Source organism: Alloalcanivorax venustensis ISO4 (assembly GCF_015356855.1).
GTDB lineage: Bacteria > Pseudomonadota > Gammaproteobacteria > Pseudomonadales > Alcanivoracaceae > Alloalcanivorax > Alloalcanivorax venustensis.
In genome coordinates, this window is the sequence record NZ_ARXR01000001.1 from 66,558 (window position 1) to 90,265 (window position 23,708).

22 protein-coding genes are annotated in these 23,708 nt (G+C 65.5%); 13 read left to right on the forward strand and 9 right to left on the reverse strand.

The window, feature by feature from the left end; all coding sequences use genetic code 11:
- Positions 1-34 precede the first annotated feature (34 nt).
- The gene (locus ISO4_RS00290; RefSeq protein ID WP_194854762.1) at positions 35-1,228 is read left to right on the forward strand and encodes an MFS transporter; all 1,194 of its coding nucleotides are present in this window, start codon (positions 35-37) and stop codon (positions 1,226-1,228) included.
- Between the two features lies 1 nt (position 1,229).
- Here ISO4_RS00290 and ISO4_RS00295 read toward each other — a convergent pair whose 3' ends face one another.
- Together ISO4_RS00295 and ompR are read right to left on the reverse strand one after the other, a co-directional pair.
- On the reverse strand, positions 1,230-2,546 hold the full coding sequence (locus ISO4_RS00295) for an ATP-binding protein (protein ID WP_142947489.1): 1,317 nt from the start codon (positions 2,544-2,546) through the stop codon (positions 1,230-1,232).
- A gap of 23 nt (positions 2,547-2,569) precedes the next feature.
- Positions 2,570-3,280 carry an osmolarity response regulator transcription factor OmpR gene (gene ompR, locus ISO4_RS00300; RefSeq protein ID WP_142947490.1) on the reverse strand — a complete coding sequence of 237 codons (711 nt, stop codon included), beginning with the start codon at positions 3,278-3,280 and terminating at the stop codon, positions 2,570-2,572.
- 212 nt (positions 3,281-3,492) lie between these two features.
- On the opposite strand from ompR, the gene ISO4_RS00305 reads away from it, so the two are divergent.
- From ISO4_RS00305 to ISO4_RS00340, 8 genes are all read left to right on the forward strand, one after another.
- Entirely contained in the window at positions 3,493-3,855 is a 363-nt protein-coding gene (locus ISO4_RS00305; protein ID WP_142947491.1) for a response regulator, read from the forward strand.
- A 142-nt stretch (positions 3,856-3,997) separates the two neighbouring features.
- Positions 3,998-6,340: a Tex family protein gene (locus ISO4_RS00310; RefSeq protein ID WP_194854763.1), complete on the forward strand. Its 2,343-nt coding sequence runs from the start codon at positions 3,998-4,000 to the stop codon at positions 6,338-6,340.
- A 72-nt stretch (positions 6,341-6,412) separates the two neighbouring features.
- A complete protein-coding gene (gene gshA / locus ISO4_RS00315; RefSeq protein WP_194854764.1) occupies positions 6,413-7,996 on the forward strand; it encodes a glutamate--cysteine ligase in 1,584 nt (527 codons plus the stop codon).
- A 121-nt stretch (positions 7,997-8,117) separates the two neighbouring features.
- A complete protein-coding gene (rmf, locus tag ISO4_RS00320; protein WP_194854765.1) occupies positions 8,118-8,309 on the forward strand; it encodes a ribosome modulation factor in 192 nt (63 codons plus the stop codon).
- Positions 8,310-8,415: 106 nt separating this feature from the next.
- Positions 8,416-8,919 carry a disulfide bond formation protein B gene (locus ISO4_RS00325; protein WP_194854766.1) on the forward strand — a complete coding sequence of 168 codons (504 nt, stop codon included), beginning with the start codon at positions 8,416-8,418 and terminating at the stop codon, positions 8,917-8,919.
- 57 nt (positions 8,920-8,976) lie between these two features.
- A complete protein-coding gene (locus tag ISO4_RS00330) occupies positions 8,977-9,351 on the forward strand; it encodes a CidA/LrgA family protein (protein WP_194854767.1) in 375 nt (124 codons plus the stop codon).
- Entirely contained in the window at positions 9,344-10,057 is a 714-nt protein-coding gene (locus ISO4_RS00335) for an LrgB family protein (RefSeq protein ID WP_142947497.1), read from the forward strand. Before ISO4_RS00330 ends, ISO4_RS00335 begins: the two co-directional genes overlap by 8 nt.
- Positions 10,058-10,277: 220 nt before the next feature.
- Positions 10,278-10,793 (forward strand): Rsd/AlgQ family anti-sigma factor, encoded by a 516-nt coding sequence (locus tag ISO4_RS00340; RefSeq protein ID WP_142947498.1) that lies wholly within the window; start codon positions 10,278-10,280, stop codon positions 10,791-10,793.
- A 147-nt stretch (positions 10,794-10,940) separates the two neighbouring features.
- On the opposite strand, the gene ISO4_RS00345 is transcribed toward ISO4_RS00340, so the two are convergent.
- Positions 10,941-11,699, reverse strand: a complete 759-nt coding sequence (locus ISO4_RS00345) for an FKBP-type peptidyl-prolyl cis-trans isomerase (protein WP_194854768.1) — start codon at positions 11,697-11,699, stop codon at positions 10,941-10,943.
- Between the two features lie 367 nt (positions 11,700-12,066).
- Here ISO4_RS00345 and ISO4_RS00350 point away from each other — a divergent pair, with 367 nt between their 5' ends.
- The gene (locus ISO4_RS00350; protein WP_194854769.1) at positions 12,067-12,813 is read left to right on the forward strand and encodes a ParA family protein; all 747 of its coding nucleotides are present in this window, start codon (positions 12,067-12,069) and stop codon (positions 12,811-12,813) included.
- Here the strand turns inward: ISO4_RS00350 and ISO4_RS00355 are convergent.
- Complete coding sequence (locus ISO4_RS00355; RefSeq protein ID WP_194854770.1) at positions 12,785-13,261, reverse strand: TIGR02444 family protein; 477 nt, start codon at positions 13,259-13,261, stop codon at positions 12,785-12,787. The genes ISO4_RS00350 and ISO4_RS00355 overlap by 29 nt on opposite strands.
- A gap of 103 nt (positions 13,262-13,364) precedes the next feature.
- Here ISO4_RS00355 and ISO4_RS00360 point away from each other — a divergent pair, with 103 nt between their 5' ends.
- A complete protein-coding gene (locus tag ISO4_RS00360; protein ID WP_194854771.1) occupies positions 13,365-15,266 on the forward strand; it encodes an ATP-binding cassette domain-containing protein in 1,902 nt (633 codons plus the stop codon).
- A gap of 31 nt (positions 15,267-15,297) precedes the next feature.
- On the opposite strand, the gene ISO4_RS00365 is transcribed toward ISO4_RS00360, so the two are convergent.
- From ISO4_RS00365 to ISO4_RS00380, 4 genes are read right to left on the reverse strand one after another with little or no spacing between them, the layout of a single operon-like run.
- Positions 15,298-15,921, reverse strand: a complete 624-nt coding sequence (locus ISO4_RS00365) for a DUF502 domain-containing protein (RefSeq protein ID WP_194854772.1) — start codon at positions 15,919-15,921, stop codon at positions 15,298-15,300.
- A gap of 29 nt (positions 15,922-15,950) precedes the next feature.
- Positions 15,951-16,448: a transcription elongation factor GreB gene (greB, locus tag ISO4_RS00370; RefSeq protein ID WP_194854773.1), complete on the reverse strand. Its 498-nt coding sequence runs from the start codon at positions 16,446-16,448 to the stop codon at positions 15,951-15,953.
- A 3-nt stretch (positions 16,449-16,451) separates the two neighbouring features.
- Positions 16,452-16,760, reverse strand: coding sequence for a helix-turn-helix domain-containing protein (locus ISO4_RS00375; RefSeq protein ID WP_142947505.1), 309 nt, complete (start codon positions 16,758-16,760; stop codon positions 16,452-16,454).
- Complete coding sequence (locus tag ISO4_RS00380) at positions 16,753-17,991, reverse strand: type II toxin-antitoxin system HipA family toxin (RefSeq protein ID WP_323745311.1); 1,239 nt, start codon at positions 17,989-17,991, stop codon at positions 16,753-16,755. The genes ISO4_RS00375 and ISO4_RS00380 overlap by 8 nt, the downstream gene beginning before the upstream one ends.
- A 214-nt stretch (positions 17,992-18,205) precedes the next feature.
- On the opposite strand from ISO4_RS00380, the gene hemB reads away from it, so the two are divergent.
- Positions 18,206-19,219 carry a porphobilinogen synthase gene (gene hemB, locus ISO4_RS00385; RefSeq protein WP_194854775.1) on the forward strand — a complete coding sequence of 338 codons (1,014 nt, stop codon included), beginning with the start codon at positions 18,206-18,208 and terminating at the stop codon, positions 19,217-19,219.
- Positions 19,220-19,353: 134 nt separating this feature from the next.
- On the opposite strand, the gene ISO4_RS00390 is transcribed toward hemB, so the two are convergent.
- Positions 19,354-21,450, reverse strand: a complete 2,097-nt coding sequence (locus tag ISO4_RS00390; protein ID WP_194854776.1) for a TonB-dependent siderophore receptor — start codon at positions 21,448-21,450, stop codon at positions 19,354-19,356.
- Between the two features lie 158 nt (positions 21,451-21,608).
- Here ISO4_RS00390 and ppk1 point away from each other — a divergent pair, with 158 nt between their 5' ends.
- Complete coding sequence (gene ppk1 / locus ISO4_RS00395; RefSeq protein ID WP_194854777.1) at positions 21,609-23,696, forward strand: polyphosphate kinase 1; 2,088 nt, start codon at positions 21,609-21,611, stop codon at positions 23,694-23,696.
- The last annotated feature ends 12 nt before the right edge of the window (positions 23,697-23,708 follow it).

Consider the following 23,708-nt stretch of genomic DNA (forward strand, 5'->3'; position numbering starts at 1 on the left):
TCCCCGCCCCCTGTTCCCCGGCCCGGAGACCATCATGTCCGCCCTGCCCAGTGCCGCCCCGGCACGTCACCCTCGTCTCGCCGAACTGGCTCTGGCACTGGGCGGCTTCGCCATCGGCACCACCGAATTCGTAATCATGGGGCTGATGAACCGCATCGCCACGGATCTGTCGGTGGACCCGCAACACGTGGGCTATGCGATCAGCAGCTATGCCCTGGGCGTGGTGGTCGGGGCACCGCTGATCTCCTGTCTGGCGGCGAAGGTACCCAAGCGGCAATTACTGATCGTGTTGATGCTGGTATTCGCCCTGGGCAATCTGGCCAGCGCGCTGGCGCCGGGATTCTGGTCTTTCGTCGGCCTGCGCTTTATCGCCGGGCTGCCCCACGGCGCCTATTTCGGCGTGGCGGCGCTGGTGGCCGCCGCCGCGGTGCCCTCGGATCAGCGTGCCCGGGCGGTGGCCCGGGTGATGATGGGCCTGACCGTGGCGATCCTGCTGGGCGCGCCGCTGGGCACCTGGGCCGGCAACCAGTTCGGCTGGCCGGTGGCGTTCGCCGCCGTGGGCGGCATCGCCCTCGCCACCGCGCTGATGGTGCGTCTGTTCGTACCCTTCGTGCCCCGCGACCCGGACGCCAGCCCGCTGCGCGAGCTGGGCGCGCTGGTCAACCAGCAGGTACTGTTCACCCTGGGCATCGCCAGCATCGGCTTCGGCGGCATGTTCGCGGTGTTCAGCTACGTGATGCCGACGCTCACCCAGCAGGCCGGCATGGCGGAATCCCTGGGGCCGGTGGTGCTGGCGATCTTCGGCGTGGGCACCATCATCGGCACCCTGGTGGGCGCGCGGGTGGCGGACTGGAACCTGCTCAAGGCGATTCCGCTGATTCTGATCTGGTGTCTGGTGGTGCAGGCGCTGTTTTTCGTGGCCGCCAACCAGGTGTGGGCGGGGCTGCTGTTCGTCGCCCTGGTGGGCACCAGCATGGCCCTGGGCCCGACCATTCAGACCCGGCTGATGGACGTGGCCGGCAACGCCCAGACCATGGCCGCGTCGCTCAACCACGCCGCCTTCAACATGGCCAATGCGCTGGGCGCCTGGCTGGCCGGCGTGGTGATCGCCCAGGGCGTACCCTGGTCCAGCAGCGGCCTGGTGGGGGCGGCGCTGGCCGCCGGCGGGCTGCTGATCTTCTTCGCCGGCCGCGCCCTGGAGCCGGCGCCGGCGGAATGCCCGGACTGAGCTAGCGCACCCCGGCGGAGAGCGTCTCCGGCTGCACCAGCTGCCCGGTGAGCGGGAAGCGGATGGTCACCCGCAGGCCGCCGTGAGGGTGGTTGTCCAATGCCATCTCACCGTGGTGCATGTCGACGATGCGCTTGACGATGGCCAGCCCCAGACCGCTGCCGCTCAGGGTGCGCGCCTTCTCGCCCCGGGAGAACGGCTGCAGCAGTAAGGGGATATCCTCCTCGCGCACGCCCTTGCCGTGGTCGCGCACCACCAGCACCAGGGCGTTGTCGTCCAGGGCGGTGTCGATCTCCACCGGCGCGGCGCCGTACTTGAGCGCGTTGGTGATCAGGTTGGAAAGCATGCGCTTGACGGTGAGCCGCTTGAGCATCAGCCGGGGCAGGTCTTTTTGCCGGATGCGCAGCTGCTCCCCGGGGTACTTGGCGGCCACCTCGTCGATCAGGTCATTGAGGTTTTCGTAGTCGGGCTGCTCGTCGGCGCCGTCGCGGATAAACGAAATGAACTGATCGAGAATCGCGTCCATGTCCTCGATGTCGGCGATGATGCCCTGGGACATCTCCTCGTCGTTGAGGAATTCCGCCGACAACCGCAGCCGGGTCAGCGGCGTGCGCAGATCGTGGGACACCCCGGCCAACAGCAGGGCGCGGTCGCGCTGGGACTGCTGCAGCTGGCTGGTCATGCGGTTGAAGGCGCGGTTCACCGCCTGGATCTCGGTGGGGCCGAGGCTGTCGTCGAGCACCGGCACGGCTTCACCGCGTCCCACCTTGAGCGCCACCCGCGCCAGCCGCCGCAGCGGCCGGTTGAGGCTGCGCGCGATCAGCAGACCGCCGATCACCGCCAGCAGCGGCACCGTCACACCCCAGCCCAGCAGCAGGTAGCGGTCGTAGTCGCGGAAGAACGCCATCGGCACCCGCAGCCAGCGGTCGCCGAACGACGGCGCGGTGACCCACAGCACCGGCTGGCGCTCGTCTTCCAGGCGCACGGTGGCGGCCTCGCCGAGCAGCTCGGAGACTTCGTCGCGGAACCGCTCCACCACCGGGCGCGACAGAATCAGGCTTTCCGGGCGGCGCAGCTCCGGCGGCGTGCCGGCGTTAATGCCGGTGGTCTCGCCCAACCGCCGTGACAGGCTGGCGTCGCCCTCGCTCTGGAACACCAGCTCCGCCTGCAGGGCGGTCAGGCGGGCGTACTCCCGGATGCCCGGCAGATAGGCGTTGCGGGCGAAGAACCACAGGGTGATGCCCTGGCTGAGGCCGATCACCAGACCGATGATCAGCGCCGAGCGGGCGAACGAGCTTTTGGGCAGGAAGTTGGGCATGGAGGGATTCTACCCGCCGGCGTTCAGTCCGGCACGAACACATAGCCCACGCCCCAGACGGTCTGGATATAGCGCGGTTTAGACGGGTCGTCCTCGAGCAGGCGGCGCAGGCGCGACACCTGCACGTCGATGGAGCGTTCCATGGCGGACCATTCTCGGCCCCGGGCCAGGCTCATCAGCTTGTCGCGGGTGAGCGGTTCCCGCTCGTTCTGCACCAGCGCCTTGAGCACCGCGAACTCGCCGGTGGTGAGCGGCTGCGGCTCGCCCTCGCGGGCCAGGGTGCGGTTGCCCAGGTCCAGGCTCCAGGGGCCGAAGCGCACCACCGATTCGTCCTTGCTGGGGGCGCCGGGCACTTCCCGCACATGGCGGCGCAGGACGGCGCGAATGCGGGCGCTGAGCTCCTTGGGGTTGAACGGCTTGGGCAGGTAGTCGTCGGCGCCGGCGTCCAGGCCCTCGATGCGTTCCGCGTCGTCGCCCTTGGCGGTGAGCATGATGATCGGCAGGCGGTTGTCGTCGTCGCGCAGGCGGCGGCAGATCGACAGGCCGTCCTCGCCGGGCAGCATCAGGTCCAGCACCATCAGCGAATAGATCTCGCGGGACAGCGCCCGGTCCATCTGGTCGGCGTCGGCCACCGCCTTGACGGCGTAGCCCTGCTCTTCCAGGAACCGTTGCAGCAGACCGCGCAGGCGGGCGTCATCGTCCACCACCAGAATCTTTTCCACTTGTTCGCTCATGGTGCTCCTCGCCGAAAGGACTACGGGAATGGATCCCGGAGGCCCGGTGTACCCGCCGCGCGTCCGGCAGGCAAATCTGGATTGTATAGAAAGATTACCGGCCGCCGCGAACCGGTGACGCCATGCGGCGCTTGGTGGCGGAACGGATCGGCTTACCTTTGCCCCCGGGCCTGCTATCATGCGCCCGCCGATGGGTTCCGAAGGAGACAAAGATGGCCAAGATTCTCGTGGTGGACGACTCACCCACGCAACTGACCAACCTGGTCAAGATGGTGGAAAATCAGGGGCACGAGGCAATCACCGCCAGCAACGGCCTGGAGGGCATCGAACAGGCCCGTGCGCAGAAGCCGGACCTGATCCTGATGGACGTGGTGATGCCGGAGCTGAACGGCTTCCAGGCCACCCGCAAGATCAATAAGGACGCCGAGCTGGGCGGGATTCCGGTGATTCTGGTCACCACCAAGGACCAGGAAACCGACAAAGTCTGGGGTGAGCGCCAGGGCGCCGCCGGCTACATCGTCAAGCCGGCCCAGGAGCCGGAACTGGCGGCGATGATCAAGCGCGTGCTGGGCTGAAGCCCGGCGCTCCCCGCAGCAACCATAGCCCGCCCCGTCACGTCAATCTATGAACGGCCGGAGTCATTCCCTATGATTCCGGTCGTTTCGTTATAAAGCGGCGCCATACCGCGCGCGCCGCCGTGCAAGCCAGGACTCTTCCATGCAAAGCATCGAACAACTGATCGCCCAGGAAATCAACGCCCAGCCCCGGCAGGTGGCGGCCACCGTGGCCCTGCTGGACGAAGGCGCCACGGTGCCGTTCATCGCCCGCTACCGTAAGGAGGTGACCGGCGGTCTGGACGATACCCAGTTGCGTACACTGGAAGAGCGGCTGCGCTATCTGCGCGAGCTTGAAGAGCGCCGCGAGACCATCCTCAAAAGCATCGCCGAACAGGAAAAACTGACCCCGGAACTGGAAAAGGCGATCCAGGAAGCGGACACCAAAACCCGCCTGGAAGACCTCTACCTGCCGTACAAGCCCAAGCGCCGCACCCGCGCGCAGATCGCCCGCGAGGCCGGCCTGGAACCGCTCGCCGACGCGCTGCTGGACGATCCCGGCCAGGATCCGGAGCAGACCGCCGCCGGCTACCTGAACGAAGAGCACAAGATCGCCACCGCCAAGGACGCCCTGGACGGCGCCAAGCAGATTCTGATGGAGCGCTTCGCGGAAAACGCCGAGCTGCTCACCCGGCTGCGCACCTTCCTGTGGGAAAAGGCCCAAGTGCAGGCGAAGCTGGCCGACGGCAAGGAAGAAGAGGGCGCCAAGTTCCGCGACTACTTTGAACACCAGGAAGCGCTCAAGAACATTCCCAGCCACCGCGCGCTGGCGCTGTTCCGGGGTCGCAACGAGGGCGTGCTGCACGTCTCCATGGTGCTGCCCGAGGAGCTGGAAAGCGCCCAGCCCCACCCCTGCGAAGCGATGGTCACCGAGGTGGCGGGCTGGCGTCACGAAGGCCGCGCCGCCGACGACTGGCTCGGCGAGGTGATGCGCTGGACCTGGAAGATCAAACTCAACACCCACCTGGAAACCGAGTTGCTCGGCCGCGTGCGCGAAATGGCCGAGGAAGAAGCGATCCAGGTGTTCGCGCGCAACCTGAAAAGCCTGCTGATGGCGTCGCCCGCCGGCCCCAAGGCCACCATGGGCCTGGACCCGGGCCTGCGCACCGGCGTCAAGGTGGTGGTGGTGGACCCCACCGGCAAGCTGCTGGAACACACCACGATTTTCCCGCACCAGCCCAAGAAGCAGTGGGATCAGTCCCTGGCGACGCTGGCCAAACTCTGCACCAAGCACGATGTGTCGTTGATCGCCATCGGCAACGGCACCGCCAGCCGCGAGACCGACAAGCTGGCCGGCGAGGTGGTCAAGCAACTCAGCGACCGCAATATCCAGAAAATCATGGTGTCGGAAGCGGGCGCCTCGGTGTACTCCGCGTCGGAAATGGCGGCGCGGGAGTTCCCCGACCTGGACGTGTCGTTCCGGGGCGCGGTGTCCATCGCCCGGCGTTTGCAGGACCCGCTGGCGGAGCTGGTGAAGATCGATCCGAAGTCGATCGGCGTGGGCCAGTACCAGCACGACGTCAGCCAGGTGAAGATGTCGCGCTCCCTGGACGCGGTGGTGGAGGACTGCGTGAACGCCGTGGGCGTGGACGTGAACACCGCCAGCGCGCCGCTGCTGGCGCGCATCGCCGGCCTCAACACCACCATCGCCGGCAACATCGTTACCTTCCGCGAAAAGAACGGCGCCTTCAGTGATCGCGGCGCGCTCAAGCAGGTGCCGCGCCTGGGCGAGAAAACCTTCGAGCAGGCCGCCGGCTTCCTGCGCATCATGGGCGGCGCCAACCCGCTGGACGCCTCCTCGGTGCACCCGGAAGCCTACCCGCTGGTGGAGCGCATCGCGGAGAAGCACGGCCGGCCGCTCAAGGACCTGATCGGCGACGCGCCCTTCCTGAAGAAAGTGAACGCCGGGGACTTCACCGACGACGTGTTCGGCCTGCCCACCGTCACCGATATTCTCAGCGAGCTGGAAAAGCCCGGCCGCGACCCGCGCCCGGAATTCAAGGCGGCGGAGTTCAAGGAAGGCGTGGAGACGCTGAACGACCTGAAGCCAGGCATGCTGCTGGAAGGTTCGGTGACCAACGTCACCAACTTCGGCGCCTTCGTGGACGTGGGCGTGCACCAGGACGGCCTGGTTCATGTCTCCGCCCTGGCCGACAAGTTCGTGGAAGACCCCCACGACGTGGTCAAGCCCGGCGACATCGTCAAGGTCAAGGTGATGGAGGTGGACCTGCCCCGCAAGCGCATCAGCCTGACCATGCGCCTGGACGAACGCCACCAGGACCAGCCGAAAAGCGCCGACGCCCCCGCCGGCCGCCCCCGTGGCCGGGGCGGCAAGCCCAAGGGCGGCGGTCGCGGTCAGCAAGGCGGCGGCCAGAAGCCGGCGGCGCAGGGCGCCCTGGGCGCGGCCTTCGCGAAGGCGTTCGAAGACAAGAACAAGCGCGGCTGACCCTGATGTTAACCGGCCCCGGGCCTGCCATACTGGCAGGCCGCGCGATCAACCTCCCTGTCGGATAGGCCCATGACCGATACGCTCAGCCAGCGAATCCAGGCACTGCTGGATTCCGAAGCCGCCGCCACCCTGGCTCACATTCGCCGTGGCATCGAGAAGGAAAGCCTGCGGATCACCGACCAGGGCCTGCTCGCGCACACTCCGCACCCCCGGGAGCTGGGCTCGGCGCTGACCCACCCCTACATCACCACGGACTATTCCGAATCGCTGCTGGAATTCATCACCCCGCCCAGCACCGACCTGCAGCAGCCGATCGAGTTTCTTGAGAATCTGCACCGCTACGCCTACCGGCACATCGACGACGAACTGCTGTGGGTGAACTCCATGCCCTGCATGATCGCCAACGACAACGACGTGCCGGTGGCGGAGTACGGCAGCTCCAACGTGGGCCGCATGAAGCACATCTACCGCATCGGCCTGGGCCACCGGTACGGGCGCAAGATGCAGACCATCGCCGGGATCCACTACAACTTCTCGTTCCCGGATGAGTTCTGGCGCATCAACCGCGAGCTGGAGGGCAGCGAGGCCCCGCTGCGGGACTATATCTCGCAGCGCTATTTCGACCTGACCCGAAACTTCCAGCGCTATTCCTGGCTGCTGGTGTATCTGTTCGGCGCCTCGCCGGCGCTGTGCTCGTCGTTCCTGGCCGGCCGCGAACACCAGCTGCTGGAGCGCTTCGACCACAGCCTCTACCGGCCCAACGCCACCAGCCTGCGGATGAGCGACCTGGGCTACCAGAACAACGCCCAGTCGTCGCTGGCGATCAGCTACAACAATCTGGACGACTATGTCCGCACCCTGACCCACGCCATGAAGACGCCGGACCCGGTGTATCAGAAGCTGGGCGTGCGCGACGCGCAGGGCCGCTACCAGCAGCTCAACGCCAACATCCTGCAGATCGAGAACGAGTACTACTCGTCGATCCGCCCGAAACGCACCATCAACAGCGGCGAGCGCCCCACCCTGGCGCTGCAGCGGCGCGGCGTGGAATACATCGAGATCCGCGCCCTGGACCTCAACCCGTTCGAGCCGGTGGGCATCAATCAGCAGGAAATCCGGTTCCTGGACCTGTTCGCCACCTACTGCCTGCTGCGCGAATCGCCGCGCCTGGAACACTGCGACCTGGACGCCAGCAAGGAGAACCTGCGCCGGGTGGTCTACGACGGCCGCAACACCGGCGTGCAGCTGAACAACTGGGGCAAGTCGGTCTCGCTGCGTAACTGGGGGCTGGAAAAGCTCGACCAGATGCTGCCCATCGCCGAGCTGTTCGACCGCTGCCACGGCCATGACGGCCAGCACGGCCGGCTCTACCGGGACGCCCTGGAGCAGCAGCGCGAGAAGCTGCTGGAGCCCGACGCCACCCCGTCCGGGCGCATTCTCGACAAGCTGGAAAGCCGGCAGCAGAGCTTTTTCGGCTTCGCCATGAACCAGGCCCTGGCGCACCGGGATCACTTCCGTTCGCGGCCGCTGGACACCAACCTGGAAACCGAATGGCGGCGCCTCGCCGAAGACAGCCTGGCGGAGCAACAGGCGGTGGAAGCGGAAGCGGAGATGCCGTTCGAGGCGTATCTGGAGGCCTATTTCCGGGGCTGAGCCCCGCGAACCGGATCACAACTAAGCCGATATCCTGACGAATGGTCGTTTTCTGTACATCAATGGTACTAGCGACGACCTCCAGCGGTGCTAGTCTGCCCCCGTTGAAGGAGGGATAGTTATGTTTGATCCGTCATCCGATCCGTTCGAAAAAGCCTACAACCGCGGCTGCATGTGGGGCATGGCCGGCGGTCGCGTGGACCAGTGTCCTTACCAGGATGAAGCGCTGGAGGAGTGGTGGGTGCAAGGTTGGGACGCCGGCGCCGCCGCCTGGCATCACCACCGGGAACCCGCCGCCTCGCGCAGCGTCTGAAGGTAACAGAGCCCCCCAGAACCCCGCCGCCGGGCCGCTTGTCCGGCGGCGGGGTTTTGCTTAGGGTGCGTTGACGCTTGCCGGATTCAAACAAGGAAAAACAACCATGTCGTCCCTTCTTCCCAGCCCCCGTGCGCTTAACGGACTCACCCTGCTTGGCTGCCTGGCGGCGCTTGCCGGCGCGCTTTATATGCAGCATGTCGAAGGCCTGGAACCCTGCCCCCTGTGCATCTTTCAGCGCATTGCGCTGATGGTGGTGGCGGCGGTATTGCTGGTCGCCACCCTGCACGGCCCGCGCGGCGTCGGCGTGCGTATCTACGCGCTGCTGACCGCCATCGCCACCCTGGCCGGCGCCGGTATCGCCCTGCGCCACCTGTGGCTGCAAAGCCTGCCCGCCGACGAGGTGCCTGCCTGCGGCCCCAATCTGGATTACATGCTGGACGCTTTTCCGCTCACCGACGTGCTCACCCAGGTGTTGTCCGGCTCCGGCGAATGCGCCGAAATCAGCTGGCGTTTTCTCGGCCTGACCATTCCCGGCTGGTCGCTGGTGGTGTTCGGGGGCGTGCTGGTGGTGGCTCTGATACAATTGCTGCGCCCGCGCCGGGGCTGAGCGAGCCGCCTTCTCCGCACCTTCGGCGCGGGTCTTTGCGTTTGGGAGATCCGCCCGATGGTCGACGGCCTGCTGATTCTGCTTCTGTTTCAATTTCTCGGTGAGCTGGTGATTCATTTCACCGGCCTGCCGCTGCCCGCCCCGGTGGTGGGCATGGTGCTGCTTCTGCTGGCGCTGATGTTCAGCGTCCCCTACAGCGACCGGGTGGCGGACGCCTCCGGCGCCCTGATCCGTCATATCAGCCTGCTGATCTTTCCGCTCGGCGTGGGCATCGTGCTGCAGTGGGAGCGCTACAGCGACTACGCGCTGGCGCTCACCGTGGCGGTGATCTTCGGTACCATCCTGGCGCTGGTGCTGGTCACCCTGCTGCTCAAGCTGCTGTTGCGCGAGCGCGGCAAAACCGGCGAGCGAGGAGGCCGTGCCGATGGCTGATCTGGTTCACTCGCCGCTGTTCGGGCTGCTGCTCACCCTGGCCAGTTACCGCATGGCCACCTGGCTGTACGGCAAAGTGCACAGCCTGCCGCTGTTCCACCCCTTTATCGTTGCCTCGATCCCGGTGATCGTGGTGCTGCCCCTGGTGGGCGTGTCCTACACCGAGTACCGCGACCAGACCCAGGTGCTCTCCTTCCTGCTCGGGCCGGCCACCGTGGCGCTGGCCTGGCCGCTCTATCGCCAGCTGCACACGGTGCGCAGCGTGTGGCGCCCGATCCTGATCACCACCTTTATCGGCGCGGCGCTGGCCGCCGGCATTTCCATCTATCTGGCCTGGCTGCTGGGCGCGCCGGAGGCAGTGGTGGGTTCGCTGGCGCCGAAATCGATCACCACGCCGATCGCGGTGGAAGTGGTAAAAAGCACCGGCGGCTATGTGTCCCTGGCCGCCGGCGCGGTGGCCATCACCGGGATCGTCGGCGCGCTGGTGGGCGGCCTGGTGTTCCGCGTGCTGGGGGTCAAGGACGACCGCATTCGCGGCTTCGCGCTGGGCCTTGTGGCCCACGCCATCGGCACCGCCCGGGCGTTCGAATTCAGCGAGAAGGCCGGCGCCTTCGCCGGCCTGGCCCTGGGCCTGACCGGCCTGGTCACGGCGCTGGCGCTGCCCTGGCTGTGGCCGCTGATCAGCCCCTGGCTGTTCCCGGGCTGAACGCCGCGGCCGGCGGCGTTATTCGCCCGCTCTCCTAAAGCCCCGCCTCTAATGAAGAAACGGTCTTTCACGGTAAGCCTCTGATCGAAAAGCCGTTTTCTCCCGCCGCGCCGGCCGGCGCCGCCGGTGCCGGGAGATAGCCATTGCCTCGCCGCGAACAGCGGCGCTAGCCTCAATACCCGTCCAATGAAAAGCGCGCGATACCGCAAGGAGCGACCCCATGGCCACGCCCCACTCCCCGGCTCTGCACCCGTCCGCCGCCCTGGACCGCTGGCGGCGCATTGAAGCCCTGCTGCACGCCTGGCTGGAGCAACGTCGCCGCCTGCTGGTTCTGCTCTGCTCGATCCAGGGCCTGGAGGGCTTCCAGCGCCCCGGCTCGATCCAGAATCAGGTGCGCGAATTCTGCCAGTTGCTGATGGACTACATCAGCGCCGGCCACTTCGAGATCTACCAGGAACTGGTCCGCGAGGCGCGCCTGGGCGCCGCCCACCGCGGCGGTACCATCAATCTGGCCTCGCGGATTCTGCATCAGCTGGACCCCTCCACGGAGGAGGCGCTGGCCTTCAACGAGGACTTCGACACCGACGACCACTGCCTGAGCCAGCTGGAGGTGCTGCCCGAACGGCTGACCCGGCTCACCGAAATGCTCGAGGAGCGCTTCGCCCTGGAAGATCAGCTGATCCTCAGCGTGCACAGCCGCGACACCGCCGAGCGCGCCCGCGTCCTCAACTTCTAGGCGGGCCTTGTGGGAGCTTGCCCCGCAAGCGAAAGGCCGGCTTTAGCCGGCCGGCAGGATCCCAGAGACGTTGCTAGCGGTAGCACCATAAAAAAGCCACGCTCCTTTGCGGGAGCGTGGCTTTTTTTCGGGTCGGGCTAGCGCGGATTATTCAGCCGCGCCGGCGCCTTCCTCGGCTTGCTTCTCTTTGTCGCCCTGGTCTTTCACGTCCAGCAGCTCGACTTCGAAGATCAGCACCTCGTTGGGGCCGATGTCGCCGCCGGCGCCCTGTTCGCCGTAGCCCAGCTCGGGCGGCAGGAACAGCTTCCACTTATCGCCGACCTTCATCATCGGCAGGGCTTCCTGCCAGCCGGGGATAATGTGCTTCAGACCGAACACCGCCGGCTTGTCACGCTCGATGGAGCTGTCGAACACGGTGCCGTCGCGCAGCATGCCCTTGTAGTGCACTTCCACGGTGTCTTCCAGGGTGGGTGACTGGGCACCCTCTTCGCCGGATTCCAGCACCTGGTACTGCAGACCGCTGTCGGTGACCTCGACGCCGTCCTTGTCGGCATTTTCATCGAGGAAGGCCTGGCCCTCTTCCAGATTCGCCTGGGCCTGCTCTTCCATCTTCTTCTGGCGAGCTTCCATCATGCGGGTCTGGTAATCACGGATCAGCTGGTCCATGTCCGCGTCTTCGCCGAGGCGGGATTCCGGCTCGTCACCGAAACCGTCACGCAGACCGGCGACCATCGCGTCCAGGTCCAGATTTTCCATGGCGCTCATCTGCTCAGCGCTGCGGAAGCCCAGCGCGTAGGACGCTTTCTGGTCTTCACTCTTGAGCTCCACGTCGGCGCTCTTGTCCTTTTCTCCACCACAAGCCGCCAGCATCACGGTACCGGCGAGCACGATTGCGAACTTTTTCATTATGCCTCCATTGGCTTACGTTTATTTTTTCTGCGCCGGCGGTCCTTCCCCACGCATTTCCTTCGCGGTCATTACGGTCGGCGCTACTGCATGAACGGACTACACCTCCACACCCGGCGGCGGAATCTGGCCATACTGCCAGCTTCGCGTAGCGTCGCGCCAGCCAAAACAATGAAAGGTGCTCAGATAACGCCTGACCGCGTTTTACCGCGATTGGTTCCCTCGCCGGCCATCGGATATCCCGGCCAGGCCTCCGATTCCCCGTCGAAGAGGGCTTCATTGTGCCTGTACGGAAGTTTCTGTCAAAAGCGGGATTCACGAAAACGTCCATCAGCGGGTTATAGTGTTGGATAGGGGGCAAACCACTATGCCAAATAACAGTATCGACCCTACTCTGGCTCCAGCTTCCGCGCGTCGCGTGGCGCGTCAGGACGACCGGCGCCTGGTGATCCTGGTCGCCAACAGCAAGGGCGGGTGCGGCAAGACCACGCTGGCCACCAATCTGGCCGCGTATTTCGCTCACTCCGGGCAGGCGGTGACGTTGCTGGATCTGGATCCGCAGCAGTCCGCCACCCAATGGGTGCGGCTGCGCGAGGACCCGCGCGTGGAAGCGCTGGGCTGGCCGGCGGACGAGCCGGTGTCGCTGGGCCGGCTGCAGGACCAGATGCAGAAGGCCCGCGACGTGGTGGTGATCGACTCCCCGGCGGGCATGGACCGCCACACCCTGGACCATGTGCTGCGCGTGTCGCAGATCGTGCTGATTCCGGTGCTGCCCAGCCCCATCGACATCCGCGCCACCACCCGCTTCGTACAGAACGTGATGCTGGCGCCCAGCTATCAGCGCCGCCCCCGACGCTTGGCGGTGATCGCCAACCGGGCGCGCACCCGTACGCGCACCTACGAAACCCTGCGCCAGTTTCTCGCCAGCCTGAAGATTCCTTACCTGATCACGCTGCGCGACGCGCAGCAATACGTGCAATCAATGAGCCACGGCGAGAGCATGCTCGATCAGAAAGACCCGCGGCACCAGGTGGACCAGCGTCACTGGCGGCTGATCGGGGAATGGCTGGAGGTGCAGCGGCACCTTATTCAGACACTGCCAGGCTTTCGCTGAGCGCCGACAGCTCTTCCAGCCCGGCCTGCAGCGACTCGCACTGGCCGGCTTCCGGCACCACCACGAACAGCCAGCTCAACGCCGACACCGACTGCCCGCCGGGCTGCGCCTGAGCCTGGCGGCTGAGTTGCTCCAGCAACAGGCGCTCGCCTTCCAGCTCCGCTTCCTGAATCTGGCGTTTCAGCTCCACCGTGCCCTGGCCGTCCGCCGCGCGGCGGCGCACCGCGCGTAGCGGCCGCAGATAGTCGGCCTCGAACTGTTCCGCGTAGGCCAGCAGCCGGCGGCCCAGGGCCGGGTCCGGCCGGCGCCCGGCGTCACTGAGCCAGAGCGCGGTGAGCAGCACCGCCACCGGCACGCCGTGCTCGTCCTGCAGACGCAGACACACCCGCTCGATACGCTTGTCGCGCCACAGCCGTAACGCGAAACGCCACAATGGCGCCTCTTTCATGGTGTCCTCCCGGGCGATCTCCGCCGCCGGCCCTTCTGTTATTCCGACGCTTGCCATACACTGCGCCGGTCCGGAATTCGCCGATCCCAAGGCCCCTTATACCATGCTGTCCCTGGAACACATCAATTTGCGCCGCGGCCCGGAGCTGCTGCTCGAAGACGCCAGTTTCGTGCTGCATAAAGGCACGCGCGTGGGCGTGGTGGGCCGCAACGGCAGCGGCAAGAGTTCGCTGTTCAAGCTGATCATGGGCGAGCTGGAAAGCGACGGCGGCACCGTACAGCGTCCTGCCGACTGGCGCTTCTCGATGATGGTGCAGGAAGTACCGGCACTGGCGCAGCCGGCGCTGGATTACGTGCTCGACGGCAACCGCGCGCTGCGGCACTGGGAGGCGGCCCTCGCCAAGGCCCAGGACGGCGACGACAACACCGGCATCGCCCGCGCCCACGCCGAACTGGACGCGCTGCGCGCCTGGGAGCAGCCGGCCCGCGCCGCCACGCTGCTGGCCGGCCTGGGCTTCTCGGACAGTCAGCAACAACAGCCGGTGAGCGCCTTCTCCGGCGGCTGGCGCATGCGTTTGAATCTGGCCCAGGTGCTGATCAGCGACGCCGACCTGATGCTGCTTGATGAGCCCACCAACCACCTGGACCTGGACGCCATTCTCTGGCTGCAGCAGTGGCTGGTGCAGCACCCCGGCGCCTTGATGCTGATTTCCCACGACCGCGCCTTCCTGGACGCCACCGTGTCGGAGATCCTGCATATCGAACACGGCCGCCTGAAACGCTACGCCGGCGACTATTCGGATTTCGAGCGCCAGCGCGCCGAGCAGCTGTCCCTGCAGCAGAAGCTGCACGACAAGCAGCAGGCGCAGGTGGCGCACATGCAGAAGTTCATCGACCGCTTCCGCGCCAAGGCCACCAAGGCCAAAGCCGCGCAGAGCCGCATCAAGGCCCTGGAAAAGCTGGAGCGCATCGCGCCGGCCCACGTGGATTCCGGCTTCGAATTCGACTTCAAGACGCCGCTCAAACTGCCCAACCCCATGGTGCTGCTGGAGAACGCCGCCTGCGGCTACCAGGACACCACCATCCTGAGCGCGGTCTCCATGAGCCTGCGCCCGGAATCGCGGGTCGGCCTGCTGGGCCCCAACGGCGCCGGCAAGTCCACGCTGATCCGCACGCTGATGGGCGAATTGCCGGCGCTCTCCGGCCACGTTCAGCGGGACCCGGACCTGAAGGTCGGCTACTTCCACCAGCAGCAGGTGGACCGGCTGGCCGCCGACGAAAGCCCTTATCAGCTGCTCCACCGCCAGCACCCCAACTGGAGCGAGCAGCAGTTGCGCAACGAACTGGGGCGCTTCGGTTTCCACGGCGACAATGTGTTCGACCCGGTGGGCCGCTTTTCCGGCGGCGAAAAGGCGCGCCTGGGCCTGGCGCTGATCGTGCACCAGAAGCCCAGCCTGCTGCTGCTCGACGAGCCCGCCAACCACCTGGACCTGGACATGCGCGAAGCACTGACCATGGCGCTGCAGAGCTTCGAGGGCGCGGTGGTGCTGGTCTCCCACGACCGCCACCTGCTGGAAACCACGGTGGACGAATTCCAGCTGGTGGCCGAGGGCGGCGTGCGCCCGTTCGACGGCGACCTGGACGACTACGCCCGCTGGCTGCAGCAGTCGCGGCGCGAGGCCAAGGCACCGGCCGGCGACAACAAGGCCGCCGGCAAGGACGACGCCAAGCAGCGCCGCCAGGACGCCGCCCGCCTGCGCGAACAGCTCAGACCGCTGAAGAAGGACGTGGAAAAGCTGGAGAAACAACTGGACCGGCTGGGCACCGAACTGAGCACGGTGGAAACCGCGCTGGGCGACGAAACCCTCTACACCGACCCGGCCCGCAAAGGCGAGCTCAGCGAGTTACTGAGCCGCCAGGGGGACCTGAAAAGCCGCCACGAAGACACCGAGATGGCGCTTCTGGAAGCCATGCAGGCCCTGGAAGACGCCGAGTCCGATTTGTAGGAGCGGGCCCATCGCACCTGGAATCGTCGGCCTAGCGCTGTTCTTTGCCGAGCAAAGCGGCGCTGCCGGCGCCGCAGGCCACCACGGTTTTCATCATCTGCTCCACCGGAATGTCCGGCCGCCGCTCCACCAGGTCCTCATGGACGTGATAGATAAAGCCGGAAGTGGGGTTGGGGCCGGTGGGCACGAACACGGACAGGTGGCCGTCCTCGTGACGGGAAGTGATCAAGCCCAGCACGGTGGCGGGCACCTGGCGCCCGTACAACCACACCCTCGCCACCTCGCCACGCATCAGGCTGTCCTGGCTGCCCCCGAACAGTTGCATGGTCACTTCCTTGACCAGCCGGTACCCCGGCAGGCGCTCCATGCCGCGCTTCTCCAGTTTTTGCCATAACCAGCCGCCCAGGCTGGTGGCCACCAGGGTGCCGACCAGAAAACAGAACACCACCAGCACCGCCACCACCACCCAATCGGCGGCGAATTTCGGCAGCCCGAAGAAGCGCACCACCAGGCCGGTGAACGGCGCGATCAAACCGGTGGCGGCGTCGTAAATCCATTTAAAGAAGAACGCGATGATGGAGATGGGCAACAGAATCAGCAGCCCGCCCAACAGCGACTTGCGGATAAAGAACCAGATACGGTTATCGTTTTCCATGGGCGCGCGGCGGCTCCGTTGCCGGGGTTTCAGGAATACCAGATTCGGTTGACGTAGAGACAGCGTTCGCCGTTCGGGGTTCGCACCCAGGCCTCGTCGTCCACCCGCTTACCAAGCAAGGCCCGCGCCAGCGGCGCGTCGATACTGATCTCGCCACGGCTGCCGTCGGCCTCGTCGGGGCCCACCAGGCGGAAGCGCTCGACCTTGCCGTCGTCGTCCTCCACTTCCACCCAGGCGCCGAAGAACACCTTACCGGTATCCTCCGGCGCCCGCTCGACCACGTTCATGCCGTCCAGACGCTTGCTCAGGAAACGGATGCGCCGGTCGATCTCGCGAAGCTGCTTCTTGCCGTAAATATACTCGGCATTCTCCGAGCGGTCGCCCTGGGCGGCGGCCTCCTGCACCGACTTGGTGATCGGCGGCCGCTCTTCCTTCCAGAGCCGCTGCAGCTCTTCGTTAAGACGCCGGTAGCCCTCCGGCGTGATGTATTTGGAGGCGGGTTTGCCTTTCGGTCGCCAACGGCCCATGGGTTACTCCCCTCCCTGTATCAATCGTGGCGCTCGGGACGACACCACCGCGAGCTTGAGCCCGAACGGCGCCAGTAATTTCTCCACGGTGCCCAGAGTGGGGTTGCCGCGGCCCTGTTCAATATCCTGAATCACTCGCGCGGACACGCCGGTGAGTCGACTGTATTCACTCAAGGTGAAGCGCAGCTCGCCGCGCAGCAGAGAGACCACCTGATCCACCGACAGCTCCGGTCTGGCCTGAATGTGGCTCAGCACTTCGCGACGCCGTTCGACCTGCTCCGCCGGGCTCATTTGGGCGTAGCGCTTATCCATGCAGACGCTCCAGTTGGTCCGCCAGTTTCAGAATGCCCGGTCGCAACCTTGCCACCAGGTCCGCGTCCACGCCGAGCAGGCCCATGCGTTGTGGCAGCCCCTGCAGACAGGGCGCCATGTCCCGCAGTGCGCGTCGCAACAGGCCGGCCTCCAGGTTGCCCGCCGCCGCCAGCGCTTCCGTGACGTCCTGCCAGTCCGGCTGCCCGCCGTTATCGGCGTGCCAACGGCTCTGCCGGGCGATCCCGTCCGGGTGCAGAAACATGGGCGCGAAATCGAACACCGGGGTCAACGCGATACGGCCATCCTGATACCGGGCGATGGCCGTATTGCGGGCGTGGTTGTCTTTGTTGCCCAACGCCAGATTGGCCACGTCACGCTTAAGGTATTCGATGATCTCCGTTTGCGGATCGGTGACCACCTCGGCCAGAGCCCGGCAGGCGTCTTCATGCTGCAAACCGAGACCGAAGCCTGCCCGGCCACATAACGAAGCGAGACTCTCCTGGGCGATCCGCTGCACGCCGCCACCATCAACGCCGCGGTCGAAACGCGGGATGAACAGCGTGCGTCCGTGCATCTCCAGAGCACCGTGAACGCGCAGGCCCAACGCCCGGGCCAACGCCATATAAAGGGCCTCAGCGCGCAGAATGGCTTCCAGGTCCCGGTCCGTGCCGCGCTGGAATTTGACCAACCAATGACGCCGGGCACGGCTGTCCTCCAAGGTATGATCCAAATAAAGCAGGCCGTCGTCGGCCTCGGTAAGCAGAATCTTCGGCCACTCACCCTGGACACCGGAGGAACCGGCCACGAACAGGCCGTGCCCGGCCAGATGCTCCACGAAATCTTCATGGCGGCCCGCCACTTCGTCAAAGCGGAACCCGCGTGCCGGACCGGCCTGCCCCTCGGCCAGCCAGTCCCAGGCTTCCTTGATGCGCAGGTTGCCAATCGGATTGCCGGCGCCGGCTCTCAGCAACGGCCAGTCCCCACTGGCTTCAACGGTGGCCGGCAGGTCCAACTGGCGCAGTAACTCCTGTCGCCCGTAGCCTTGTGGCAATACGTCCAACAGCCAGGCCGGCCAGGTGTCCTGGTCGTCAATTTCCAGGGATACGGGAAAACGAACCCCACAGGCCGCGGCGTCACGACGCCCCAGATAATCCAGAGCGTAATCCGGCAAGTAGGTGGTGTAGGTCGGCGTGCGCCAACCCTGGTGTTCCGGGCCGGCCAGGCTGATCACCGCCGCGTCCCGCCACGCTCCGCCTACAAAGATCTGTGCTGTACACTTATTATCCATTTCCGCACTATATCACCATATTGGACGCCATAATAATTGTTTTATGGCATAATAACGCCATTATAGAGCGCGGCGCCGGCTCGTTTTCCCCTTGCCGCGCCGGCTTGGTAAACTGCCTTTCCCATTCGTTATCCCTTCCCATCGAGAGGTTCGGCCCATGTCTTTCAACCGTGCCCCCTGGCCGGCCAGCCGCATGCGCCGCATGCGCAAGGACGATTTCTCCCGCCGCCTGATGCGCGAGAACACCCTCACCGTGGACGACCTGATCTACCCGGTGTTCGTCCTCGACGGCGAAAACCACACCGAAGCGGTGCCCTCCATGCCCGGCGTCGAGCGCATGACCGTGGACCTGCTGTGCGAGGAAGCACGCCAGCTGGCGGACCTGGGAGTTCCGGCCATGGCCCTGTTTCCGGTCACGCCGGTGGCGGTGAAAAGCCTGGACGGCGCCGAAGCCTGGAACCCGGACGGGCTGGCCCAGCGCGCCACCCGGGCGATCAAAGAGGCGGTGCCGGAGATGGGCGTGATCACCGACGTGGCCCTGGACCCGTTCACCACCCATGGCCAGGACGGCATCCTCGACGAGGACGGCTATGTGCTTAACGACGTCACCGTCACCGCCTTGGTCAAGCAGGCCGTGTCCCACGCCGAGGCCGGCGCCGACATGGTGGCGCCCTCGGACATGATGGACGGCCGCATCGGCGAGATCCGCCAGGCCCTGGAAGGCCACGGCTTTCCGAACACCCGCATCATGGCCTACTCCGCCAAGTACGCCTCCGCCTATTACGGCCCGTTCCGCGACGCGGTGGGCTCGGCGGCGAACCTGGGCAAGGCGGACAAAAGCACCTACCAGATGGACCCGGCCAATTCCGACGAAGCGCTGCACGAAATCGCGCTGGACCTGGCGGAAGGCGCCGATGTGGTGATGGTGAAGCCGGGCATGCCCTATCTGGACGTGGTGCGCCGGGTGAAGGACGAGTTCAAGGTGCCGGTGTACGCCTACCAGGTGAGCGGCGAGTACGCCATGCACATGGCGGCGTTCCAGAACGGCTGGCTGGACCAGGACAAGGTGATGCTGGAATCGCTGCTGGCGTTCAAGCGCGCCGGCGCGGACGGCATCCTGACCTACTTCGCCAAGGCCGCCGCCATCAAGCTGGCCGAACAGAAAAGATAATCGCTGGAACGGGCTTTGTGGGAGCGGGCGCCGCCCGCGAAAGGGAGCGAAGCTCCCGGCGGGATACCTGAGCTCTCTGGCATCTCGCCGGCCGGCTTTGCCGGCCTTTCGCGGGCGGGGCCCACTCCTACAAGTCAGAAGTTGTAGCTTGCCTCGCCGAGGATCACGCGGCGCTCGCCGTAGCCACAGTCGAGACCTTCACCACGGCACCAGGACACATACTCCTTGTCCGCCAGGTTCTTGCCGGTCACGGTGAAGTCCCAGGGGCCGGTGCGGTAGCCGACCATGGCGTCGTAGAGCGTCACGGACGGTACTTCCGGACCGGCACCACTACCGTAGTCGCTGCCCACGGTATCGCCGACATAGCGCACCCCGGCACCGAAGCGGAAACCGCTTTCCAGTTCGTATTTGCCCCAAACCGAAGCGCTCTCTTCAGCGACGTACGCCAGCCGCTCACCGGTCTCATCCTCTCGGGCGTCCAGCTTGGTGTAGTTGGCCAGAACGCTGGCGTTGCCCAGCCTTTTTTTCACCGAGACCTCCCAGCCGTCCACCACGGCGCCGGTCTGCTCGACGCTTTGCGGATTGGCACCGTCAACAACGCGATTGGTTTCTTCGATATCAAACCAGGCCGCCGTGACGGCGAGTCCGTGACGCTGGGACAGGTACTTCACACCGGCCTCGCGCTGCTCGCCGGTGGTCGGATCGAGGCTTTCGCCGAAACCGTCCAGGCCGAGGTTGGGCACGAAGGATTCCGAGTAACTGATGTACGGCGACAGGCCGGAATCGAACCGGTACATCAGGCCCAGCCGCCCAGTGGTGGCGGTGTCGTCGGTATCGGTATCGACGCCGTCAGTGCCCAGCACCGTAGTGGTGGTATCGTCGTAACGCAGCGCACCGGATACCACCACACGGTCGATCTCCATATGGTCGATCACGTACACACCGGTTTGTCTGATGCGGTTGTCGTCTTTATCTTCCGGATCCAGCACCGCGTAATTCACATTGCCGTATTGCGGGTCATAAACGTTCAGATCGGTGCCGCCGCCGGTCGCGCTGAAACTGTTGTCTTCAGTCCACAGTGCGTTCTGTCGATCCACACCGATGGCCAGGGTATGCCGGGTGGCACCGAGGCGCAGGTCGCCTTCCAGCCGCGCATCCACATTGAAGATCTCGGTGCCTTTGTCCGCCATGTAAATGGTGCGGCCGATGGTACCGTCGGCGGCCGGTGCCGCCCCGATATTGGCCCAGTGCTCCCGGGTTTCGGTCTCGGTTTCGGTATAGCGGGCAGTGGTGGCGATCCCCCAGGTGTCGTTAAGGCGGTGATCGACGAACAGGGTGACTTCGTCCTTGCGGCGGTCATAGCGGTCCCAGTCCGGCTCGCCGACAAACGTCTCGGAACCGATATCCCCCTGCGGACCGGGCTCCAGGGTGCCCTGGGTGGGCAGGAACTGGGCGGACACCGCACCGGTGTTTTCCTGGCTGTTGAAGAGCAGGCTGATGGTGGTGTCGTCGGAGGGCAGCCAGGTCAGCGAGGGCGCGAACACGTATCCGTTGTCGTCCACGCAATCCACCTGGGTGCCGCTGTCGCGCTTGAGCGCCACCAGCCGGTACAACAGCTTGCCGTCTTCGGACAGCGGCCCGGTGACGTCCGCCGCCAGCACCTTGCGATCGTAGGAACCGACCTGCGCGCGAAGCTCGCCCTGCTTCTCCGCCTTGGGCAGCTTGGACACGCCGTTGATGATGCCGCCCAGCTCCGCCTGACCGTACAACACCGACGAGGGCCCCTTGAGCACTTCGACGCGCTCCAGGCCATAGATGTTGGGCCGCACGCTGTTGTAGGAACCGTAACTGGCACGCAGGCCGTCCACGTAAAGCGAGGGCCTCAGCCCCCGCACCATGGCCGAATCGCCGCGGGTATCGAAGCCGAAATTAGCGCCATACACCCCGGACATATACAACAAGGAGTCCTGGATATTCTTGGCGCCGGTGTCTTCGATCAGCTCGCGGTCCACGGTCTCGATCGAGAACGGCTGGCGCTCCACCGGCACCCTGGTTTTACCCACGGAAGCCGGTTTGTCGACGGTGATGTAGCCGTCATCGGCGGGGCCTTCGGCGCCCACTTCCACCGGCGCCAGAGTACCGGCGTTGTTCTCCTGCTGGGCGGCGGCCAGCGCCGGCGCGGTCAGCAGCGTGATCAGAGCCGCCGCGGCGGCGAAATCTTGATTGGACATGATGTTTCCCCAGGAATGACAGTTGGCTGACAAGCCACTAACGATAATCGTTCGCATTATACTTATCATTCCCGGCAAGTGAAGAGGCATCCTTGTCATCCTCTTGTCATGCTAATGTCATCCAATAGGTCCTTCCGCCTCCAAGCTCAGGACTCGCAATGAACGCCAACACCGGTATCCAGGGCCCCGATTTGAGCAATCAGGACTTCTACATCAACCGGGAATTGAGCCTGCTGCAGTTCAACCTACGGGTGCTCGAGCAGGCCATGGACGAGCATCATCCGTTGATGGAGCGTCTCAATTTCCTGCTGATCTTCTCTTCCAACATGGACGAGTTCTTCGAGATTCGCGTGGCGGGCCTGAAGAACCGCCTGGAAACCGGCACCGGGCGCCCGGGCCCGGATGGCATGCTCGCCGAGGAAGTGCTCGCCGAGGTCGCCCGCGTGACCCACGACGCCGTGCAACGTCAGTACCACATCCTGCAGAACATCCTGCTGCCGGCCCTGGCCGAGGAAGGCGTGCACTTCTTGCGCCGCGAGGACTGGACGCCGGCGCAGACCGAGTGGGTGAAAAAGTACTTCCGCGACCAGATTTACCCGGTGCTGACGCCCATCGCCCTGGACCCGGCGCACCCCTTCCCGAGGCTGGTGAACAAGAGCCTGAATTTCATTGTGTCGCTGGACGGCAAGGATGCGTTCGGCCGCTCCACCGGCCTGGCCATCGTACCCGCGCCGCGCTCCCTGCCACGCCTGCTACGGCTGCCGGAAGAGATCTGCGAGGACGGCAACGACAACTTTATTTTCCTGTCCTCGATGATTCACGCCCACGTCAGCGATTTGTTTCCCGGCATGAAAGCCACCGGCTGCTACCAGTTCCGGGTAACGCGGAACGCCGACCTGGAAGTGGACGAGGACGTGGAGGATCTGGCCAGCGCGCTGAAGGGCGAGCTGCTGTCCCGTCGCTACGGCGACGAAGTGCGCCTGGAAGTGGCCGATAACTGCCCCCGCGACCTGATCGAGTATCTGCTGGAGCAGTTCGAACTGACCGAGCAGGACGCCTACGAGGTGAACGGCCCGGTGAACCTGGCGCGCATGTTCACCAGCGTGAACCGGCCGCGCCTGCACTACCCGCCGTTCAGCCCCAAACTGCCGGCGGCGGTGAAGAAACACGAAAGCATTTTCGAGGCCATCGACCAGGGCGACATCCTGCTGCACCACCCGTTCGAAAGCTTTTCACCGGTGGTCAACCTGCTCGCCGAAGCGGCCCGCGACCCCAAGGTGCTGGCGATCAAGCAGACGCTCTATCGCACCGGCACCAACTCGGAAATTCTGGACCACCTTGAGACCGCCGCGCGTAACGGTAAGGAAGTGACCGCGGTGGTGGAGCTGCGCGCCCGCTTCGACGAGGAGTCCAACATCGAGGGCGCGCGCCGCCTGCAGGAGGCCGGCGCCATGGTGGTGTACGGGGTGGTGGGCTACAAAACCCACGCCAAGATGCTGCTGGTGGTGCGCCGCGACGGCGACGGCATCAAGCGCTATGCCCATGTGGGCACCGGCAACTACCACACCAAAACCACCAAGATTTACACCGATTACGGCCTGATGACGGCGGAAAAAGGCCTGTGCCAGGACGTGCACAAGATCTTTCAGGAGCTCACCGGCATGGGCAAGGCGGCGCGCCTGAAGCAGCTGAAGCACTCGCCGTTCACCCTGCATCCAAGCCTGGTGCAGTGGATCGATTTCGAAACCGAACAGGCCCTGGCCGGCAAGCCGGCGCGCATCATCGCCAAGTTCAATTCGCTCACCGAAGAGCAGATCATGCGGGCGCTGTACCGGGCCAGCCAGGCGGGCGTGCGGATCGACCTGATCGTGCGCGGCATCTGCTGCCTGCGCCCGGGCATTCCCGGGCTGTCGGAGAACATCCGCGTGCGCTCGGTGATCGGCCGCTTCCTGGAGCACACGCGCATCTACCATTTCCACCACGCCGGCGAGGACCTGGTGTACTGCTCCAGCGCCGACTGGATGGACCGCAACCTGTTCAACCGGGTGGAAACCGCCTTCCCGGTCAACGAACCGGCGCTCAAGGCGCAGGTGCTGGAGCAGGGTCTGGAGTATTACCTGCGCGACAACGGCCAGGCCTGGGAGCTGCACGGCGACGGCATCTACCGCCGCGTGCAGCGGGCCGAGCACGAGGCCCCGTTCCTGGCCCAGCAGGCGCTGCTTGAGGCCCTGTCCGGCGGCGCCTGAGCGGCGCCTCCG

Coding starts and splice junctions, on each gene's coding strand:
- ISO4_RS00290 (WP_194854762.1), top strand. CDS start 35: ATGTCCGCCCTGCCCAGTGCCGCCCCGGCACGTCACCCTCGTCTCGCC.
- ISO4_RS00295 (WP_142947489.1), bottom strand. CDS start 2,546: ATGCCCAACTTCCTGCCCAAAAGCTCGTTCGCCCGCTCGGCGCTGATC.
- ompR (WP_142947490.1), bottom strand. CDS start 3,280: ATGAGCGAACAAGTGGAAAAGATTCTGGTGGTGGACGATGACGCCCGC.
- ISO4_RS00305 (WP_142947491.1), top strand. CDS start 3,493: ATGGCCAAGATTCTCGTGGTGGACGACTCACCCACGCAACTGACCAAC.
- ISO4_RS00310 (WP_194854763.1), top strand. CDS start 3,998: ATGCAAAGCATCGAACAACTGATCGCCCAGGAAATCAACGCCCAGCCC.
- gshA (WP_194854764.1), top strand. CDS start 6,413: ATGACCGATACGCTCAGCCAGCGAATCCAGGCACTGCTGGATTCCGAA.
- rmf (WP_194854765.1), top strand. CDS start 8,118: ATGTTTGATCCGTCATCCGATCCGTTCGAAAAAGCCTACAACCGCGGC.
- ISO4_RS00325 (WP_194854766.1), top strand. CDS start 8,416: ATGTCGTCCCTTCTTCCCAGCCCCCGTGCGCTTAACGGACTCACCCTG.
- ISO4_RS00330 (WP_194854767.1), top strand. CDS start 8,977: ATGGTCGACGGCCTGCTGATTCTGCTTCTGTTTCAATTTCTCGGTGAG.
- ISO4_RS00335 (WP_142947497.1), top strand. CDS start 9,344: ATGGCTGATCTGGTTCACTCGCCGCTGTTCGGGCTGCTGCTCACCCTG.
- ISO4_RS00340 (WP_142947498.1), top strand. CDS start 10,278: ATGGCCACGCCCCACTCCCCGGCTCTGCACCCGTCCGCCGCCCTGGAC.
- ISO4_RS00345 (WP_194854768.1), bottom strand. CDS start 11,699: ATGAAAAAGTTCGCAATCGTGCTCGCCGGTACCGTGATGCTGGCGGCT.
- ISO4_RS00350 (WP_194854769.1), top strand. CDS start 12,067: ATGCCAAATAACAGTATCGACCCTACTCTGGCTCCAGCTTCCGCGCGT.
- ISO4_RS00355 (WP_194854770.1), bottom strand. CDS start 13,261: ATGAAAGAGGCGCCATTGTGGCGTTTCGCGTTACGGCTGTGGCGCGAC.
- ISO4_RS00360 (WP_194854771.1), top strand. CDS start 13,365: ATGCTGTCCCTGGAACACATCAATTTGCGCCGCGGCCCGGAGCTGCTG.
- ISO4_RS00365 (WP_194854772.1), bottom strand. CDS start 15,921: ATGGAAAACGATAACCGTATCTGGTTCTTTATCCGCAAGTCGCTGTTG.
- greB (WP_194854773.1), bottom strand. CDS start 16,448: ATGGGCCGTTGGCGACCGAAAGGCAAACCCGCCTCCAAATACATCACG.
- ISO4_RS00375 (WP_142947505.1), bottom strand. CDS start 16,760: ATGGATAAGCGCTACGCCCAAATGAGCCCGGCGGAGCAGGTCGAACGG.
- hemB (WP_194854775.1), top strand. CDS start 18,206: ATGTCTTTCAACCGTGCCCCCTGGCCGGCCAGCCGCATGCGCCGCATG.
- ISO4_RS00390 (WP_194854776.1), bottom strand. CDS start 21,450: ATGTCCAATCAAGATTTCGCCGCCGCGGCGGCTCTGATCACGCTGCTG.
- ppk1 (WP_194854777.1), top strand. CDS start 21,609: ATGAACGCCAACACCGGTATCCAGGGCCCCGATTTGAGCAATCAGGAC.